Source organism: Terriglobia bacterium (assembly GCA_020072645.1).
Taxonomy (GTDB): Bacteria; Acidobacteriota; Terriglobia; order Terriglobales; family Acidobacteriaceae; genus Angelobacter.
Genome location: JAIQGK010000006.1, coordinates 259142 through 275402, shown reverse-complemented (window position 1 = coordinate 275402; position 16261 = coordinate 259142). Strand labels below are relative to the sequence as shown.

The following is a 16261-nucleotide window of genomic DNA, read 5'->3' as shown; positions in this document are numbered from 1 at the left end:
CCTATGCTTATATATTTTTTCCGTCATGCTTCCGCCGGTAAAACCATGCTGAACCCAAAGAAGGACGAACGCCGCCCTTTGGATGAAGAAGGCATTCTGCAAGTTCGTTATATCGGCCGTCTGCTGGCGAACCTGGATGTCCAGGTTGATCAGATCATTAGCAGTCCGCTCAAACGGGCGCGCCAGACAGCTTCTCTGGTGGCCAATGAATTAGCGTTTGAGGGAGCCGTACAAATCGAAGACGCCCTGCGCCCGGAAGCCGGCTTCGAACAGTTTCGGACAGTTCTGGCGCGCTATAAGAGCTACGATGCCATCATGGTGGTGGGGCACAATCCAAGCTTTACGGAGTTCCTGAGCAAATCGATTTCCGGCCCCAACGGCGCCACGCACATTGACTTCAAGAAAGGCGCCGTCGCCCGCGTGGAGATGAACGGACGCACCGGCACGCTGGACTGGCTGGTGACGCCCAAAATCGCGCGAACGCTTCAGACCAGCTTGAAGTCAAGCTCACGGCCAAAGACTTCGCGGAAATAAGCCCGCTCTTTTTCTCCAGCCCACAGCTCCAAATCTGCGCCGGCGCGGCCCGCCTCCACGTTGAGCGTCACTTCCCCGCCGCGCGCCACCACGCGAATGGATTCCACGGCAGAAAGCCTGCCTTGATTTAAAGCGCGCGCCACCCGCAAGAGCGCCGTGCTCTTGATCACGTCTGACCGGATTTGAGCCGGCAGCAACTTGATGAGGCGGTCGCGAAATTGTGGTTTGGAGTTCCCCTGGAAGCGCGCGATTGTTGCAATAATTTTTCGCTGCAAGGGAGTGAAGCCAAACAGTTCCGAGCGCGAGATCACATAGTAAGCGTGGCGGTGCAGGCCAACCGGATTGATGTACGTTCCAACCTCATACAAAATTGCCGCGGCGGCAATCCATTCACGACAATCCTTGCTCAGGCCGTGCATGCGCCGGGTCTGGTCAAAAAGAGCAAGGGCCAGCTTGCGCACCTGCTCGGCATTTTCCAGGTCAACCCCGTATCGGCGGGCGGTGTTCATGAGCACGTCTTGGCGGTCAGCTTCCAATTGGCGGTGTGAGCGGGTGTGCTGGTCATATTCAGCGGCCATCTGCGCCAAAATTCCATCACGCAGTCCGAGTGGAGAGTATCGAAACCCCTTCAGTCCGCAAGCGTCAAGCACATGCGCATACACCGCTGAGCCGGCCACGATGATCTGCGCGCGCTTGGGATTAATGCCCTTGATTGCCGCGCGCTGCCGATCGGTCATTTTTGCCAGCCTGCGGGAGAGCTTCTCCGCAATGGCCAGGGAGACGCCACCGCTCCGGCTAAGATGCAAAGACTGCGCCGCTCCCGCCAGTGCCGCTGCTGTCCCGGAGGTAGCAATCACCGCGCGCACTGCGGCACGCGTTATTTTGCGCGATATGCTAGCGGCTTCCTGCACAATAAAGTCATGCAGCCGCTTCAGCTCCGGTTTTGTAGGCGGATCATGATGGATAAACTCCTGCGTCAGCCGGACCGCGCCCAGAGGTAGCGTGACAATTTCTTTGATATGCCCTTTTTCAGAGAGAGTGAGTTCGCAACTGCCTCCACCCAGATCAATCAGCAACATTTTGGGTGGCGGCGTGCGCATGTTTGACACCACGCCCAAATGAATGAGACGGCCTTCTTCAAGACCGCTCACAACCTCAAGGTTCCAGCCGGTAACGGTCTTCACCCATTCTTCAAAAAGGCGGCGGCTGTTGCTGTCACGCAGTGCGCTGGTCCCGATAACACGCGTCCGGTCCACGGCATGACCCTGCACCGCGCGGTGAAAACGGCGCAGCACCTTCAGCGTCTGGGCCATCGCCTGCGGATCGAGATTGCCGTCGCGAAATACGCCTTCACCCAGGCGGGTCACCTCGCGGTCCTGGTGCAGAGAAACCAGGCGTCCACGCCGAAGTTCGGCAATACTGAGCCGCACTGAGTTGGAACCGATATCAACTGCGGCAAAGACGGGCATGTTTTATCAGGCAGAACGGGCGGCAGTCGGCAAAGACCGGTCGGAACGCGAAGGCTTTTTAGCGGGGGCCTGCGCTTTGGTAAACAGTTTCTTCACCGAGGAGATTGCATCTGAATGGCGGGCGCTAAGCACAGTACGCGCCTCCCGCAAAAGAGGTGAGTTTGCGCGATCAGAAAACCGCTTTTCCGCCTTTTCGGTCAACTCCAGCCAATCGTGCCAATCGCCAATCGCATCCTGAACCGACTTAAGTTCGCGCATAAGCTCTTTTTGCTCGGCTGAGTCTTCGGCCAGCTCCGCCGTGTAACGGATATGCTTCAGAGCGACCCTGGTTTCATGTAGCCGGCTCGGCTTTATTGTTTCGCTGGATCCAAAGTCATCAGCCATTTCCGTAAGCTGAGCTTTGGCCTTTTCCAAAGGAGCCACACGATTTTTGCCGTCTTGTAGCTCTCCAGCCAGTTCCGCGATATGGTCAAGACGGCTCAAAAACTTGGCTCCGTGGAGTTTTTTCAGGGCCGATTCCAGCCTCTTGGCGCGCTGCTCCCTCTTTTTTTGCAGAAGCTCTGTCAAAGCTTCGCGCTCTTTGATGGCGGACCCATTGCCCAAGGTCTCCAGAATATCTGTTTGGACATCGAAGTCACGAACCTTCCCTGCCCGCTTACGCAAGTCCGCCATCTTTTTCAAGGTACGTTCCTCTTTTTTTCCCAGGTCTGGATTAGCGTAGCTGACTAGACTTTCAATCCGGCGAATAGTGATACGCAGGCGATGGACGCTCTTTGGCTTGGCATGGCCAAGCACTTTGGAGAAGGCAGTCAAAAGGTCCCTATTGAGACCTCGCATACGTTTTTCCAACAGAGTCATGGGGAGGGCCGTTAAAAGCGATAACCACTATATTAGATTAGCCGGTTTGGGTAAAATGCCTCATTTAATGTGCATATTTAAAACATTTTCTTTTCCTAATTTGCATTTTGCTGACAGATTTACCTGCTCGGGTTACGCTATTCCATGTTTTAATACTCATGGCGATGGAGTTCGCCTTTAACCGCCCTCTGACGGCTGATGACTCCTACCAAAATTCACTTTTGGAGCCATCAGTATGCAATCTCTGATTGATTGGAAACCCTATCTCTGGGTGTCTCTAGGTGGCATTCTTGGCGTTAACCTGCGCTACTTCCTCAGCCGGATTATCACTCGCTTTACTGACGCGGCATTTCCGGTCGGGACGCTGCTCATCAACATTACCGGCAGCCTACTGGTGGGATTTTTCCTGATATGGACCACGGAACGAGTCTTCGCCGATCCGAAATGGCGGCTGCTGGTGGCCATTGGGTTTTGCGGATCCTATACCACCTTTTCCAGCTATGCTTTTGAGACGATGTCATATTATGAGCGGGGACACTGGGCGCTGTTCGCATCCAACATCCTGGCCAACAATGTGCTTTGCCTGGTAGCGGTCCTGGCAGGAGCAATGATTGCGCGCGCGATTTAATTTGCGGTGTAGAATTTTGCTTAGAAATAAGCAATTGTTCACCCATGAGTTCATCCCGCATTGCTGTGCAGATCTCGATCTACCTCAGTGAAGCCGACGAATGGCATCGCAGGCCGCTTCATCTGGAATTGCTGAAGTATCTGCGCGACCAGCAGATTGCCGGCGCCACGGTGCTGCACGCCGTGGCGGGCTTTACCGGTCGCGGGCGGGTAAAAACGACAACACTGGTCGATGCCGGTGGCAAACTCCCTTTGGTGCTTACCTTTGTGGATACCGCGGAACACATTGACCGCGTGCTGCCCACAGTCAAAGAGATGGCCGGACAGCGGCTTATCGTGCGCGAGAACGTGACGATAGAGGCAGGATCGCTGGAATAAGCCGAAATCGCAGACCGTCAATGAATCCCATTCAGCATCTTGCCGCTTGGCCGCCTTGCCGCGGATTCCCTGTCCAATGCTCGCGCCAAGCCCTGACCGATGCGCCGACCATGCAAAGAATTTAATTAATTCAAAAATCCTTGAAACGAATCAGCGGCTTACTGCACTACTAGGATAGGGAACCAAAAGAAGGGCACAGAGTCTCCTGCCGAGCCTATCGCTAGCCTCTGTGATCTTCTGTTTTTCTTTCCTTGGTGGAGTCTTCGCGGCTGAACGCTGGTCGCGAAGACTTTTTTATTTTGGCATCGCCAGCGACTCAATCACGCTATTGAGAATCCCTTTTTCATCCACTCCCGCCGGCAACGTTCCAAATGCATTCCCATGCTGCCCCGCCAGCCGTGAAGTGATGAACGCTTCTGCCATCGCCGGAGAGCTGTAACGCACCATCAATGATGCCTGAAGCGCAAGAGCCAGTTTTTCCGTCAGGTCTCTGGCCGCGTATTTGTCGCCGGCAGCCGTGGCCAATCGCCCACCAATGTTTTTGGCATACGCATCCAGCCGCTGGTCAGATTCGGCAGTGGTTTGGAACTCGGCAAGTAGAGCGTCCACCGTAGCAGTATCCTTGGTCAGCGCGCGCAGCACGTCCAGGCATATAACGTTGCCGGAGCCTTCCCAGATGGAATAAAGCGGCGCTTCACGATAGAGCCGCGGCATGATCGACTCTTCCACATAACCGTTACCGCCCAGGCACTCCAGCGCCTCACCCACTTGTACTGGCGTGCGCTTGCATAGCCAGTACTTGGCGATGGCCGTGGCAACGCGGCAAAAGGCGCGTTCACGCTCATCCGAGTCACGGTGGTCGAACGCGCGGGCCAGCCGGACCATAAGCAAAGTTGCGGCCTCAGACTCAATCGCCAGATCGGCCAGCACATTCCGCATCAGCGGCTGATCAATCAGTAACTTCCCAAAAGCTTCGCGATGACGCGCATGATGGACAGCCTGCGCCAGCGCCTGCCGCATCAACCCCGCACCGGCAATCGCGCAATCCAGGCGTGTGTGATTCACCATCTCAATGATGGTTTGCACGCCTCTTCCTTCTTCGCCCACCACATGGGCCCACGCTTGCTCAAACTCAACTTCACTGGACGCATTCGCGCGGTTGCCCATCTTGTCTTTCAACCGCTGGATATGGAACGCATTGCGTTTGCCGTCGGAAGTCCAGCGTGGAAGAAGAAAGCAGCTAAGACCTTGCGGCGCCTGCGCCAGAATGAGAAACGCGTCGCACATGGGCGCGGAAACAAACCATTTGTGTCCGGTGATCAGGTACTCCCGCGAGCTTCCAATCCGCTCAGCCCGTGTGGTGTTGGCCCTCACATCGGAGCCGCCTTGCTTTTCCGTCATGCCCATGCCCAGCAGCACGCCGGACTTCTCCTTGGGCGGCACAAACCGCTGATCATACGTGGACGACATTATGCGAGGCTCCCATTCGGCAGCCAGATCTGGTTCTTCGCGTAATGAAGCCACCGCGGAAAACGTCATCGATACCGGGCAGGTGTGCCCAGCTTCATTCTGTGCCGTCAGCATCATCAGCGCGGCACGAGCAACATGAGCGCCGGGTCGCGCGGCTTCCAATGGCAGGCAGTGCAGCCGGTTCGCCACCGAAGTCCGCATCAGGTTGTGCCATGACGGATGAAAGACCACTTCGTCGCGGCGATTGCCAAAGCGGTCATGCGTGTGCAGCACCGGCTTGTTCTCATTGGCCTCAAAGCCCCAGCGCTGCGCCTCTTCTGTGCCGAGCAATCGCCCAAGCTCAGTGATCTGCTCGCGTGCCCAGCCTGCGCCTTCACGCTCCACTGCTTGCGCGAGTGTGCGGTCGCTCAAGAAGAGGTTGTAACCGGTAAGCGGCGGAACTTGATTGGGCGCCAGTTGATCGCTGTTGGCATCTGCCGGTTCAGATAGTGACGAGGTCGGCTGCGGGCTGATCTGTCTGCTGGAAGCCGTCATAATGCTCTCATTATGAACCAGAGTCAGCGCAACGGCACGACTTTCATTTTGTGTCTGCTGCCGAACCTTAGAGTACCCACGCGAAAAGACCCTGCGTTCTGGTTCCAGAAACACAGGGCCTTACGCCTCGATGAAGCTTAAGCCGCTTTTTCTGCTTCCACGTTGATGTTTTGTGCGAGCTTGGTCAGTTTCTCGTCGGTTGCTTTTTCCTCATCCAGCGTCTTCTGCAGCAGGCTGGCGAAGTTGGACTCGCCCATCAATTCGGCGTATGTCCTTACGCATCCGTAGCCGGCAATTTCATAATGCTCAACATGCTGCGCTGCGCCGATAAGCCCGGCATCCATCACTTCAGGCTCGGCGTCCTCTTCCATTAGTTCCTTGCCGTCGGCAATCACGCCTTCCATGCCCTTGCACTTCTTTCCCCGTGGACTCTCATCCAGCTCCTTGAAAATCTTCTCCAGGCGTTCCACATGCCCCTGGGTTTCTTTCAAATGCTGCTCAAAGCCACTTTTCAGTTCCTTGGAACTCGCCTTTTTAATCATCTTGGGCAAGGCTTTCAGGATCTGATTTTCCGCGGAATAAAGATCTTTCAACTCATCAATAAACAGGTCTCTCAAGGATTCCATTTCCATTGCGTTTCTCCCCTTTGTTTCGATATGCGACGTGAAGTTGTTATGAAGTTTATCGTGCTGCGCCTCCAGCGCGCGATGCGCCGTAACGGCCCGATATCACCATCCCCGTTCCCCGGGGGGATGGTGATTTCCCAGACCCTGGCGTCGTTCATCGCGCCAGATAACGTACCTGCTAGGCAGGCTTCTTTTCGCGTTCCTGCTGATCGCGTTGGCCTTGCTGCTGGCCCTGTTGGCCTTGCTGGCCCTGTTGGCCTTGCTGGCCCTGCTGAACGTTGCCTTGGCCTTGCTGAACGTTGCCCTGGCCTTGCCGATTAATATCCTGCGAACCCTGCGACGGCTTCTTTTCCGTCTCCTGATCGCGATTCGGGCGGCCAGATTGCTGATCCATCTTGTTTTTATCTTCCATAGTTGCTCCTTAGATTGGACATAAGTGGTGCTTAACAGATTGGATGGAAGAACTCGTCCTTGTTCTGTCTGGAAATAAGGAGCAGCTCTCGAATTCGAGAGCTGCGGGATTCACGCGCTGAATTCGCGGTCTTTCGCTATGACCTGGCAGGGAAAAACTCTAGTGCTGGCCCGACTTTGGTTTATTCCCGCCCGGCAGCAGTTTGTAGGCTTCTGCTCTCGTCTTCACGACGTGAAAGTTCGGTCGCGACGACCGGGCGAGATCCTTGAACCTGGCCCCCAACCGAAACACTACGGCCGCAGGCGCAATCACGATATGCTTTGCTGAAGCGTTGAACAGGCTGGGGTTTGCCGCCAGCGCACCGATAGCGTTTTCTGTGATGTCCGGATCGCTCACGTCGCTGAAGTCCACAATGTCGGCAAACTCGGGATTGAAGTCCGGGTCAGAAGCAATGCGTTTGCGATGTCCGAGTAATTCAGCGTCGGTAATCCTGCCGTAAAACGCGGAATGCACAACTCTGCGCTGCGGATCGATCTTGAGAACGACAGGCATAGGCGGCTGGTCTTAGAACAATAAATGCTATCTATCATGCCACAGTCATAGGCCAGTGTGACATGGCTGGCCGCTCATTGCAGATTTCGCCTTTCGGGCTGGTGCAATAGTTAGGATGAAATTGCCAAGACCATCGCACCATCGCCAGATTGTCAAAGAACTTCTTTTAACCTGCCGCCTGGGCGCTCTCTTTCCAAAAGGCCCGAATCTCAACCTGTGCTCCGACTTGGATAGCTGCCAGTTACTAGCTACTTATTGCTCGCTATGGGACGAATATAAGGAGAATAATCCTCCGAGAGTAGTGCAACTAAATACGAACAATTTTTAAGTCTCCCACGCATATGTGGCACAGCCGCGCCCGGCTGTGCTGCTTTTTAAAAAACCTTTCACCGGCGAGGGCGCCGGTGCCACATGTGTATGGGATGTTATAAATTCTGAACCACCATGAAGGTTCGCAAATACAACTACCGGAGAAACCTGCCTCACATTGAGCTTTCAGGCCGGGAACACTTCATCACCTTTGACACATACCTCAGATGGGAACTGCCGCCAGCGGCGCGCGACATAACGCTGAAACACTGCCTTCATGACAATGGCAGCAAAATGCGGCTCCATGTCGCCGTCGTAATGCCGGACCATGTACACATGATTTTTCTGCCGCTCGAAGACGCCAAAGGCGAGACTTACAGCTTTGAAGAAATTATCGGGGCAATCAAAAGTGCATCATCTCATACAGTGAACAAAGCCTTAAGAAGAAGCGGCACTGTCTGGCAGGATGAGTCTTTTGATCATGTGATAAGGCATGCAGAGAGCCTGGAGCAGAAGATCGAATATGTAAGACAGAATCCAGTCAGAAAAGGGTTGGTTTCCAGACCGGAAGACTATCCTTGGTTATGGCAAGAGGATAAGAACAAAAAATAGGAACACAGCCGGGGGCGGCTGTGCCACATGAGTCTGGCTCTTAATGAGTGCCTGATAAGCCCGAGGGGACTGGCTTTTGACGAATTCTTGAAAAAGTCCAAACAAGTTTGGTGATTCAAAAATTTACAACCAACCCAACAATTTACACCAACACCATGCACATGTGGCACCGGCGCCCTCGCCGGTGAAAGATTTTTAAAACCTCATAGCCACGTTCAGCTGCGCTTTTAAAACCTTCCATGCATATGTGGCACCGACCGACAAACGGCGATGAGCCTTTAATATCTTCCATTAACATGTGGCACAGCCCCGGAAGGTCCCCGACGAGCCCGGGTTCCCCGACAGGCAACGCTTTTCGCCTGGCCGGGTGGGAGCCCGCTGTTGGCTCGTTGAGGTGAAGGTGCCCTCGGCTGTGCAGTTTCAAAACTCCCATGCACATGTGGCACAGCCTTGGGGTCCCGATGAGCCCCGGGGTTGGCTCCTTGGGATTGAGGTGCCCCTCGGCTGTGCGATTTTTAAAACTCCCATGCACATGTGGCACAGCCGCCCTCGGCTGTGGCTTCTTGGGCTTTCCTTTTCTACGACGCCTACGGTGCTGGCGCCAATGCATTGACGGATGCATCGAACCCGGCCTTCGTTAGCGTCGGGAAACGGAGAGCCACTCGCCAGACCCGCGCAGCGGGACAGACGGCAATAGCCCGCCGTTTCAACAGTGGGTAAACGCGAAGAGAAGAATAGAATCCGCTTTGGGGACGACTGAAACTGCCAAGCAGCTAATATTTATGATTCGCGAGATCGTAATTCCCTACGCCGGAAGCGAATAATTTGGTAGTATTCCTCGCCAGCATGGCCACGCAAGGTACAAAGCCTGTACTTGAAAAAACTAACAGCGCAAGAACGAGAAAGCTACGCTGGATCCTGATTGGCCTTCCAATAATCACCGCTGGCATTCTTTTAGTCTACGCAAGCCGCCATGGTGAGCGCATTCCTGCGGCCGCAGCCCCCAAACTCTCAGCCACGCCAAAGCAACGCGAAGCTCTGCTCATCGAAGCTAAGAGCATTCCTGAATTTAGTGCACAGACGGACGCACAATTAACGGTTCCTTCACCAGAGGAGCGGGATCTCGGCGAAAAGACTCTCAATATTTTGCAGAAAGTCGGCAACAGCAAGGATGAGATAAAGCTAAAAGAGGCTACGGCGAATCTCTCCGAAATAATCCAACAGCATCCCGATTATGCTGATGCATATGTTATGCGAGCTACGTATTCGCTGCTGCTGCAGAAGCCGGATCTGGATGCGATTAAACATGACCTCGATTCCGCTATATCGCGGCGGCAAACAAGCACGAACAAGCGAATCGCAGTGACGGATGAGGCTTCGATCTTAGGCCTCCGGGCATACGCAGATTTTCTGGATAGCAAATATCAGGAAACTCTCAATGACCTGGAAATTGCTGTGAAGACAAATCCGGACAGTGCCCTTAATGTCTTCAATACTGGCGGGGTTAAGCCTGACGAGGAAGCATCGGGAACAGCTCTAATACGGAAGCATTTTGATCAGCTTGTTGCAACTTTCCCGAACGATTACCGCTCGTTTTTATTTCGTGGTCTTTTCTACACAACATTTACCACATACAACGAACAATATTATGCACCAGCGTTCTCTGATCTCAATAGGGCGCTCTCTCTAAAAAGCGATTCACCGCTTATTCATTTTTTCTTGGGAAGAATAACGCAGAAGATGGCCTTTTGGTCCCAAGCGGCGGCACACGATATTTCAGAGGTTACAGGCGCTAAAGGTGGGTTCAGGGCTTTAACTCATCAGAAAGCCCTAAATTATTTCGAAGCAGCCGCAAAGCTCGATCCGAAATTCGCCGCCGCTACAGCCGATGCAGCTCAAGAGTGCCTTACTTTAAAGCGCTACAAAGAAGCTATTCAATACTATGATATGACAATTGCGCTACAACCTGATAATGCCACTGCCTATAATGATCGCGGGTTGGCAAAAATAGATATTGGCAGCTATTTCGAAGCAGTGAGCGATTTTTCAAAGAGTCTTGCACTCAAAAAGGGCCACTCCGACGTCTATCTGGAAAGCAGTTACGCAAATCGAGCAGATGCCTATTTCAAAATGGGGAATTTCGACGCAGCAATCCAGGACTACACCCAAGCTATAGGAGTAAAAGTTCGAGATCTCGTTGTATTAATGAACCCGTCGCAAATCAAGCGGATTTATCCGGAACTGGGTGACATCTCCGACGAGAACTTAGCTGAAGGGCTGCGACAAAAGTACTTCCCCGCCATGAATAGAGGTAATTTCAGTCAAAAAAAAGAGAACTTCAATGATTTTACGATTGCTGAGCTTTATCAGAAACGAGGGAATGCCGAATGGGCAAATGGGCATTTTCGGTCAGCAGCCGCGGAATTCTCACGCGCAACAAACGCCGACATCTCTTATCCAATCGATAGATGGCAACAGCTCTCAACCGGGGACAACAACGTGCATTATTTTATTGATCTGAAGACCTTGGATTTCGGATCCGGCAGTATCGCTGCGCTGTGGCTGAAAGCACAACATGCTAATTCGCCTAACCACACCATCACAAATTACCAAATCGACTGTGGCGCTCGTAAAATAAGATCAGTCTCCGCAACTTTCTATAATCCTGCTGGCACGGGGATGAACCTCGCAAACAATGCAGAGTGGCAAAGCATTGTACCCGAAAGTATAGGAGAGATTTTGCAGTCGGGGATTTGTCCATAATCCGTCGTTCTCTTCACCTCTTGGAGTGTGAACAGCCCCTAAATCCCCAACAGCCTCTTCGCATTCCCACCCAGGATCATCGCCCGCTCTTCTTCTGTCACCCCCATCGCTTTCAAGCTCTCCAGCATCTTTGGGATCGAGCCGATTTGGTGCGGGTAGTCGCTGCCCGCAAGGATCTGGCTCGCGCCGGCAAAGCTCACGGCCAGTTCCAGCGCGTGCGGATCGAAGTTGACGGTATCGAAGTAAAACTTTTTGAGGTAGGAACTTGGAGGGCGCGAAATGTTCTTGCGGCAGTCGGCAAACGCTTCATAACCGCGATCAAGGCGCTCGGCAAGATATGGAATCGCGCCGCCGAGATGTCCAAGGACCCATTTGATGTTCGGAAAACGCTCAGCTACACCGCTGAAGACTAGGCTTGCGGCGGCCAGCGTTGTGTCCATAAGGAAACCGACAAGAGGCATCAGCCAATAGTCGAGCATGGCCTCCACACCTACAGGATTTGTGGGATGAATATGAACGATGGCTCCGAGTTCATTCGCGGCTTCCCAAACCGGCCAGAAACTTCGGTCGCTAAGCGCGACGCCGTTGATGTTGCTGAAGACCATGGCGCCGCGAAATTTAAGCTGCTCCATTCCCCGGCGTAGTTCCGCAACCGAGGCCGCGGGATCACAGAGCGGCAGCGTGGCCAGAGCAACGTAGAGGCCGCGATAGTCAGAGACAGCGCGGGCAAAGGCATCATTGGTGATCTTCGCAAGGCGGATGGCGGTCGCAGGCTCTTCAATGTGCGTGCCCGGCGTGGTGAGAGTGATGACCTGAGTGTCGATCTTGGCGTCGCGCAGCACCTGGGCGCGATAGGCGATATCGCGATGGCCGCGCACAGCAACGTTGTAGTCGCCGGGATAATGCAGTTGAGGATTGCCCTCGGCGTCGTAGTCGATGCGCACGGCGCTTGGTCCCTGCTCAATGGCCTTCATGTACTCTGGCGGATAGTAGTGATTATGAAAGTCGATGATCGGCATATTTTTTTGAAGTTCCGAACCCTGAGCTTGCGAAGGTGAGGAATCCCTATCGCAACCAGGATCTCTCGGTTTCGCATCTCTGTTTGAATTTTGTTTTTATCGCCGTCGCGTAGAAACCTGGTACGGCAGCGTCTCCCTAAATTACGGCGTTGCTGCTCTATTGATCGTATTGCGACGGGCCCAGAAAAAATATACTGGAAGCCCCATAAGAAGCAAGCCCAGACCAATGAAACTATCACGCGGAGCGGCCCAGATCTGGTTTACGGCGATGGCAGCCGATGTGACAAAGGAAATGGCCGGCAGCAGCGGATAGGCAAAAGCGAGGAATTTTGGCTTGTACTGGCCGCGCCGATGCAGCAGAAAAATTCCTGCGGCCAGCAGCGCAAAGAACAACCATTCTGTATAAATCACTCGGCTAAAAAGCGCGCGATAAGAATTTGTGGCCGCCAGAACGCAACTCCACACGGCCTGCGCGGCAATCGCGAGATAAGGAGTCTGGCGTTTGGGATGGAGCGCCGCCATCCATCGAAAAGCCAGGCGGTCTTGTGCCATGGCGTAATAGACTCGCGGTCCCGCTAGCGCAATCCCGTTTAGCGATCCCAGCGCCGACACAATAATCACCACCGTGATCGCCTTGCTGCCCACGGGACCCAGAACGCGTTCCATGGCATCGGCCGCAACGCGCGTAGAAGCGGCCACTGAACCAAGCGGCATTACGTAAAGATATGCGCCATTCAAAAGCGTGTAGCAGGCGGTTACGATCAACACGCCAAAGATCAAAGCGCGCGGAATGGTGCGCTCCGGATTTCGCGTTTCCCCCGCCGAATATGAAACCATGTGCCAGCCACCGAAGGCGAACAGGCCCGCAGCCACCGCGAGACCAAAAGACGCCAAGTGTACCGACTGGTCGGGGGATGCGATTACGTCCTGGTGCGCCGCTTTTCCCAGCGTAAAAATCAGCGCGCATAGCAATGCGACTGCGCAGACCTTTGCCATGGTAAGAATCACCTGAACGGCACTTCCTGGCTTCACGCCTAAATATTGGATAAAAGAGACAAGCAGAATCGCAGTCATAGCCAGCAGCCGAACGCCGGTGTCGCCAAAACCGAAAAAATATCCTAGGTAGCGCGCCAGCACCACCGCAATGGCCGCCAGGATCCCTGCATGCATAACAAAGAACATCGTCCATCCCCAGAGAAATCCCAGGGCCGGAGAATAGATGTGCTTCAGAAAGACATACACGCCCCCAGTGTCCGGGAACAGACGCGCGAGTTCTGCACACACCAGCGCGGCGCATAGCGTGAGCACGCCTGAAACCAGCCAGGCCAAAATTACGCCGCTTCGGCTCGGAACCAGCCGGGTTACTTCTGCGGGTTGCACAAAAATAGACGCGCCCACAATGATTCCCACCACCATTGACGTGGCAGCGGTAAGCCCCATGGAGCGTCTGAGTTCAGTGGACATGAGCGTGAAGGCCGCGTGATTCTACCACGCGCTGCTCTTTCGGTCTGCGTTGTTCGCGCCCAGCGCTTGAAACTGCAGTGATGTTGATCACTCCCAGAGTGACAAACGTCCCGTGGAGCTGTTGTCGCAAAGTAACGTAATCAAGGTAGTAATACAACCGTTCTGGCGGGATTTCTCGCGGCACATCCCAATCTGATTTAGGCGAAAGCCCAGTATTTATGCGGTTAAGCGCAGCACTAATTTCCCTGGTCCCAAGGGCCGGCGAATCGTAAACCGCTCTGGCTGTCACCCACCCACTACCCGCTCCCACAAGTGCTGCGACCAAAAGTCATCTTTCTCACGAGCTCAATCGCGTTCACGATAGTTTTGTCACGGCTTCCCTCGGGGCCGACTTACAGGGCCCCAAAGGAAGACGAATGGCGCGTGCCGCAAAAAAACTCGCATTCATTCTGCTGTTCTGTTGCTGGGCCGTGCCCGCATCTGCCGCGCCCCATCCTGAATCGGACACCAACACTCATCTTCGCGTCCGAGTGATCGCTGGTTATTTAATGGTCGTAAGCGTTTCCATCAATGATCGCGGGCCTTTTGATTTCTTGATTGATACTGGCACCAACACCACGTTGATTGATCCGCAGCTCGCAACGGAACTGGCCTTGCAACCCAAAGACAAGCTCACATTGGCGAGCCTGGCCAGCGCCACAGATGTACCTCGTTATTATTTCCAGACGTTCCGTGTGGGGCCTGCATCCGTTTCAAACCAGGAAGCGTTGGCCGTGCCGCTCCCGCAACTTACTGCTTTGGACCGGAAGATTCGGGGCGTGCTGGGCATGAATTTTCTGCTCCAGTTCTCTTTCCGTCTCGACTACGAACATCGCACGCTGGAACTTTATCCTTTCCCTGAATCCGCACAAGCGCCGGCGGGGTTGCGTGTTCCCGTGGAAATCAATGAGTCACGATTGCTGATTAAGGTTGGATCTGAAGCTTCTCCCACCGGAAGCTGGAAGCTGGCGCTCGACTCCGGCATTGCGCAGTTCCTGATATTCCACGACCGCATAGCTGCGACGGATCGCTCATGCGGAAAAGCCAATTGCCTGATGCAGGTTGCGACCAACCTGGCAGACAACAGGGCTTCCACTATTCTCCTGCACGACGTTTCCATCGCCGGCTCTCACCTGCCGCAAACGCAAGTCGTGGTCCTGCACAACGATCTCCAAAAACCATCCGACCACCAGGATGGATTGCTTCCCGCAGCTCCGTTCCGGTCAGTATTCTTTGATCGCACAAATGCCACGGTCATCTTCAGCCCGGCTCCCGGCCCGTTTACGATGGCATCTTTCCAGCAGCCCTGATCTTTGTTCAGTCCGATCTTACGCAGCTTTCTTGTGCCGCTTCTCTTTCGCGACCTTGGCTGCCTGCTTCCCCAGTGCAGTTCTGGTTGACTTGGGCAAGTGCGCGATCGTGCGTTTCTTTTTTGCCGCACTTGCGGCTTTCTTGATGTTCTTGCGTGCAGCGCTTCTCTGTTTCTCGCTCGGCATATTTGTCTCCTCTAATGGCGTTTAAAGTATTGCACCGCGCGCTCATGGGCCTTGGCCTTTTCCATGGTTGGAAAGGTTCCCAGATTGCGGCGCTTGCCTGTCTTCGCGTTTTTCTTGCGCGAATACAATCGATACTCGCCAGACTTCAGCTTCCGGATCATCGTGTCGCTACCTCAGTTTCTATTTTTTAAGATGATCACCTGCTCCTCGCGTGTCGCCTCTAGCGTGCCCGATTTGGCTTGCATCTCTGAGCGGCCTGACAGCAAAATTCTTCTGCCACTTCAAATTTTTACAATACAGACACGGCAACAGGATTCTATGCTGGAGTTTGGAGGTATTCATGACAACTGCCACCAAAGGGATACCCGAGGGCGCCTCGGCCATCATACCGAGGCTCTTCTGCCGCGATGTTGTAGCTGAGATTGATTTCTGCGTAAATACGTTTGGCGCCTTGGAGCGCGTGCGTCGTCCCGGCCCTGACCAACGCGCCGCTCATGCCCTGCTGACCATTGGCCCGGCAATGATTATGATCGAGGCGGAATGGCCCGGCGTGCCAAGCCATCCTCCTGCTCTAGACGGCAGCTCGCCGGTGGTGATCTACGTTTATGTTGAAGACGTGGATAAGACCGTGGAACGTGCAATCGCCGCCGGAGCCAAAGTGCTGTTCCCAGTGCAGAACCAGTTCTGGGGTGACCGCATCGGCTGGGTCATGGATCCCTCGGGACACGTATGGACGATTGCGACCCGTGTCGAGGAGACCACGGAAGAGGAGCGGCAGGCGCGTCTGTCTCGCATGATGGCATCATCGAAGGAGTAGACAGCCCTCCGATTTTCTTCAACCGGATGGGTCTGGCACGACTATGTTTCGCTCCGTGACTGTGACCAGATAGAAGGTGCCGTCTTACTCTGCCCGCGAGCCCGCTCTGCAATAGATGTCAAATCAGGGACGAATCGCACTGTTCATTTTCGCACGTGTAATTTCGAAAGCGATCACCGCGGTTTCTAACATTCGGCGCTGTTGCGCGTCTAAGTAACGTCGATCAAATCGTTTGCGCTCGCTTCGCCATCTGGCATTCGATTTGCTTGGCCCGTAACATGT

At 54.2% G+C, this 16261-nt stretch carries 17 protein-coding genes; 7 read left to right on the top strand and 10 right to left on the bottom strand.

From position 1 onward, the window contains the following. Window positions 1–3: 3 nt before the first annotated feature. Window positions 4–534: a phosphohistidine phosphatase SixA gene (gene sixA, locus LAO76_11245; GenBank protein ID MBZ5491496.1), complete on the top strand. Its 531-nt coding sequence runs from the start codon at window positions 4–6 to the stop codon at window positions 532–534. Here the strand turns inward: sixA and LAO76_11240 are convergent. Together LAO76_11240 and LAO76_11235 are read right to left on the bottom strand one after the other, a co-directional pair. After that, a complete protein-coding gene (locus LAO76_11240) occupies window positions 486–2003 on the bottom strand; it encodes a Ppx/GppA family phosphatase (protein ID MBZ5491495.1) in 1518 nt (505 codons plus the stop codon). The genes sixA and LAO76_11240 overlap by 49 nt on opposite strands. A 6-nt stretch (window positions 2004–2009) precedes the next feature. Further along, window positions 2010–2840 (bottom strand): CHAD domain-containing protein, encoded by an 831-nt coding sequence (locus LAO76_11235; protein MBZ5491494.1) that lies wholly within the window; start codon window positions 2838–2840, stop codon window positions 2010–2012. A gap of 256 nt (window positions 2841–3096) precedes the next feature. Between LAO76_11235 and crcB the strand changes: the two genes are divergently transcribed. Both crcB and LAO76_11225 read left to right on the top strand, forming a co-directional pair. After that, window positions 3097–3489 carry a fluoride efflux transporter CrcB gene (gene crcB / locus LAO76_11230; protein ID MBZ5491493.1) on the top strand — a complete coding sequence of 131 codons (393 nt, stop codon included), beginning with the start codon at window positions 3097–3099 and terminating at the stop codon, window positions 3487–3489. A gap of 44 nt (window positions 3490–3533) precedes the next feature. After that, complete coding sequence (locus LAO76_11225; protein ID MBZ5491492.1) at window positions 3534–3866, top strand: DUF190 domain-containing protein; 333 nt, start codon at window positions 3534–3536, stop codon at window positions 3864–3866. 294 nt (window positions 3867–4160) lie between these two features. Here the strand turns inward: LAO76_11225 and LAO76_11220 are convergent, their stop codons facing one another. The 4 genes from LAO76_11220 to LAO76_11205 form a co-directional block, all read right to left on the bottom strand. Continuing rightward, window positions 4161–5870, bottom strand: a complete 1710-nt coding sequence (locus tag LAO76_11220) for an isovaleryl-CoA dehydrogenase (GenBank protein MBZ5491491.1) — start codon at window positions 5868–5870, stop codon at window positions 4161–4163. Between the two features lie 137 nt (window positions 5871–6007). Continuing rightward, entirely contained in the window at window positions 6008–6502 is a 495-nt protein-coding gene (locus LAO76_11215; GenBank protein ID MBZ5491490.1) for a ferritin-like domain-containing protein, read from the bottom strand. A 172-nt stretch (window positions 6503–6674) separates the two neighbouring features. Beyond that, window positions 6675–6908, bottom strand: a complete 234-nt coding sequence (locus LAO76_11210) for a hypothetical protein (protein MBZ5491489.1) — start codon at window positions 6906–6908, stop codon at window positions 6675–6677. 159 nt (window positions 6909–7067) lie between these two features. Further along, window positions 7068–7460, bottom strand: a complete 393-nt coding sequence (locus LAO76_11205; GenBank protein ID MBZ5491488.1) for a hypothetical protein — start codon at window positions 7458–7460, stop codon at window positions 7068–7070. Between the two features lie 444 nt (window positions 7461–7904). Between LAO76_11205 and LAO76_11200 the strand changes: the two genes are divergently transcribed. Beyond that, window positions 7905–8381 (top strand): transposase, encoded by a 477-nt coding sequence (locus LAO76_11200; GenBank protein ID MBZ5491487.1) that lies wholly within the window; start codon window positions 7905–7907, stop codon window positions 8379–8381. A gap of 825 nt (window positions 8382–9206) precedes the next feature. Further along, window positions 9207–11144, top strand: a complete 1938-nt coding sequence (locus tag LAO76_11195) for a tetratricopeptide repeat protein (protein MBZ5491486.1) — start codon at window positions 9207–9209, stop codon at window positions 11142–11144. A gap of 38 nt (window positions 11145–11182) precedes the next feature. Here the strand turns inward: LAO76_11195 and LAO76_11190 are convergent, their stop codons facing one another. Then, entirely contained in the window at window positions 11183–12163 is a 981-nt protein-coding gene (locus tag LAO76_11190) for an amidohydrolase (protein MBZ5491485.1), read from the bottom strand. Window positions 12164–12304: 141 nt separating this feature from the next. Continuing rightward, window positions 12305–13627, bottom strand: coding sequence for an amino acid permease (locus LAO76_11185; protein MBZ5491484.1), 1323 nt, complete (start codon window positions 13625–13627; stop codon window positions 12305–12307). 416 nt (window positions 13628–14043) lie between these two features. Here LAO76_11185 and LAO76_11180 point away from each other — a divergent pair, with 416 nt between their 5' ends. Then, window positions 14044–14976, top strand: a complete 933-nt coding sequence (locus LAO76_11180; GenBank protein ID MBZ5491483.1) for a retropepsin-like domain-containing protein — start codon at window positions 14044–14046, stop codon at window positions 14974–14976. Window positions 14977–14994: 18 nt separating this feature from the next. On the opposite strand, the gene LAO76_11175 is transcribed toward LAO76_11180, so the two are convergent. After that, window positions 14995–15162 carry a hypothetical protein gene (locus LAO76_11175; GenBank protein ID MBZ5491482.1) on the bottom strand — a complete coding sequence of 56 codons (168 nt, stop codon included), beginning with the start codon at window positions 15160–15162 and terminating at the stop codon, window positions 14995–14997. 11 nt (window positions 15163–15173) lie between these two features. Further along, the gene (locus LAO76_11170) at window positions 15174–15323 is read right to left on the bottom strand and encodes a hypothetical protein (protein ID MBZ5491481.1); all 150 of its coding nucleotides are present in this window, start codon (window positions 15321–15323) and stop codon (window positions 15174–15176) included. A gap of 179 nt (window positions 15324–15502) precedes the next feature. On the opposite strand from LAO76_11170, the gene LAO76_11165 reads away from it, so the two are divergent. Further along, the gene (locus LAO76_11165) at window positions 15503–15979 is read left to right on the top strand and encodes a VOC family protein (protein MBZ5491480.1); all 477 of its coding nucleotides are present in this window, start codon (window positions 15503–15505) and stop codon (window positions 15977–15979) included. Window positions 15980–16261 lie beyond the last annotated feature (282 nt).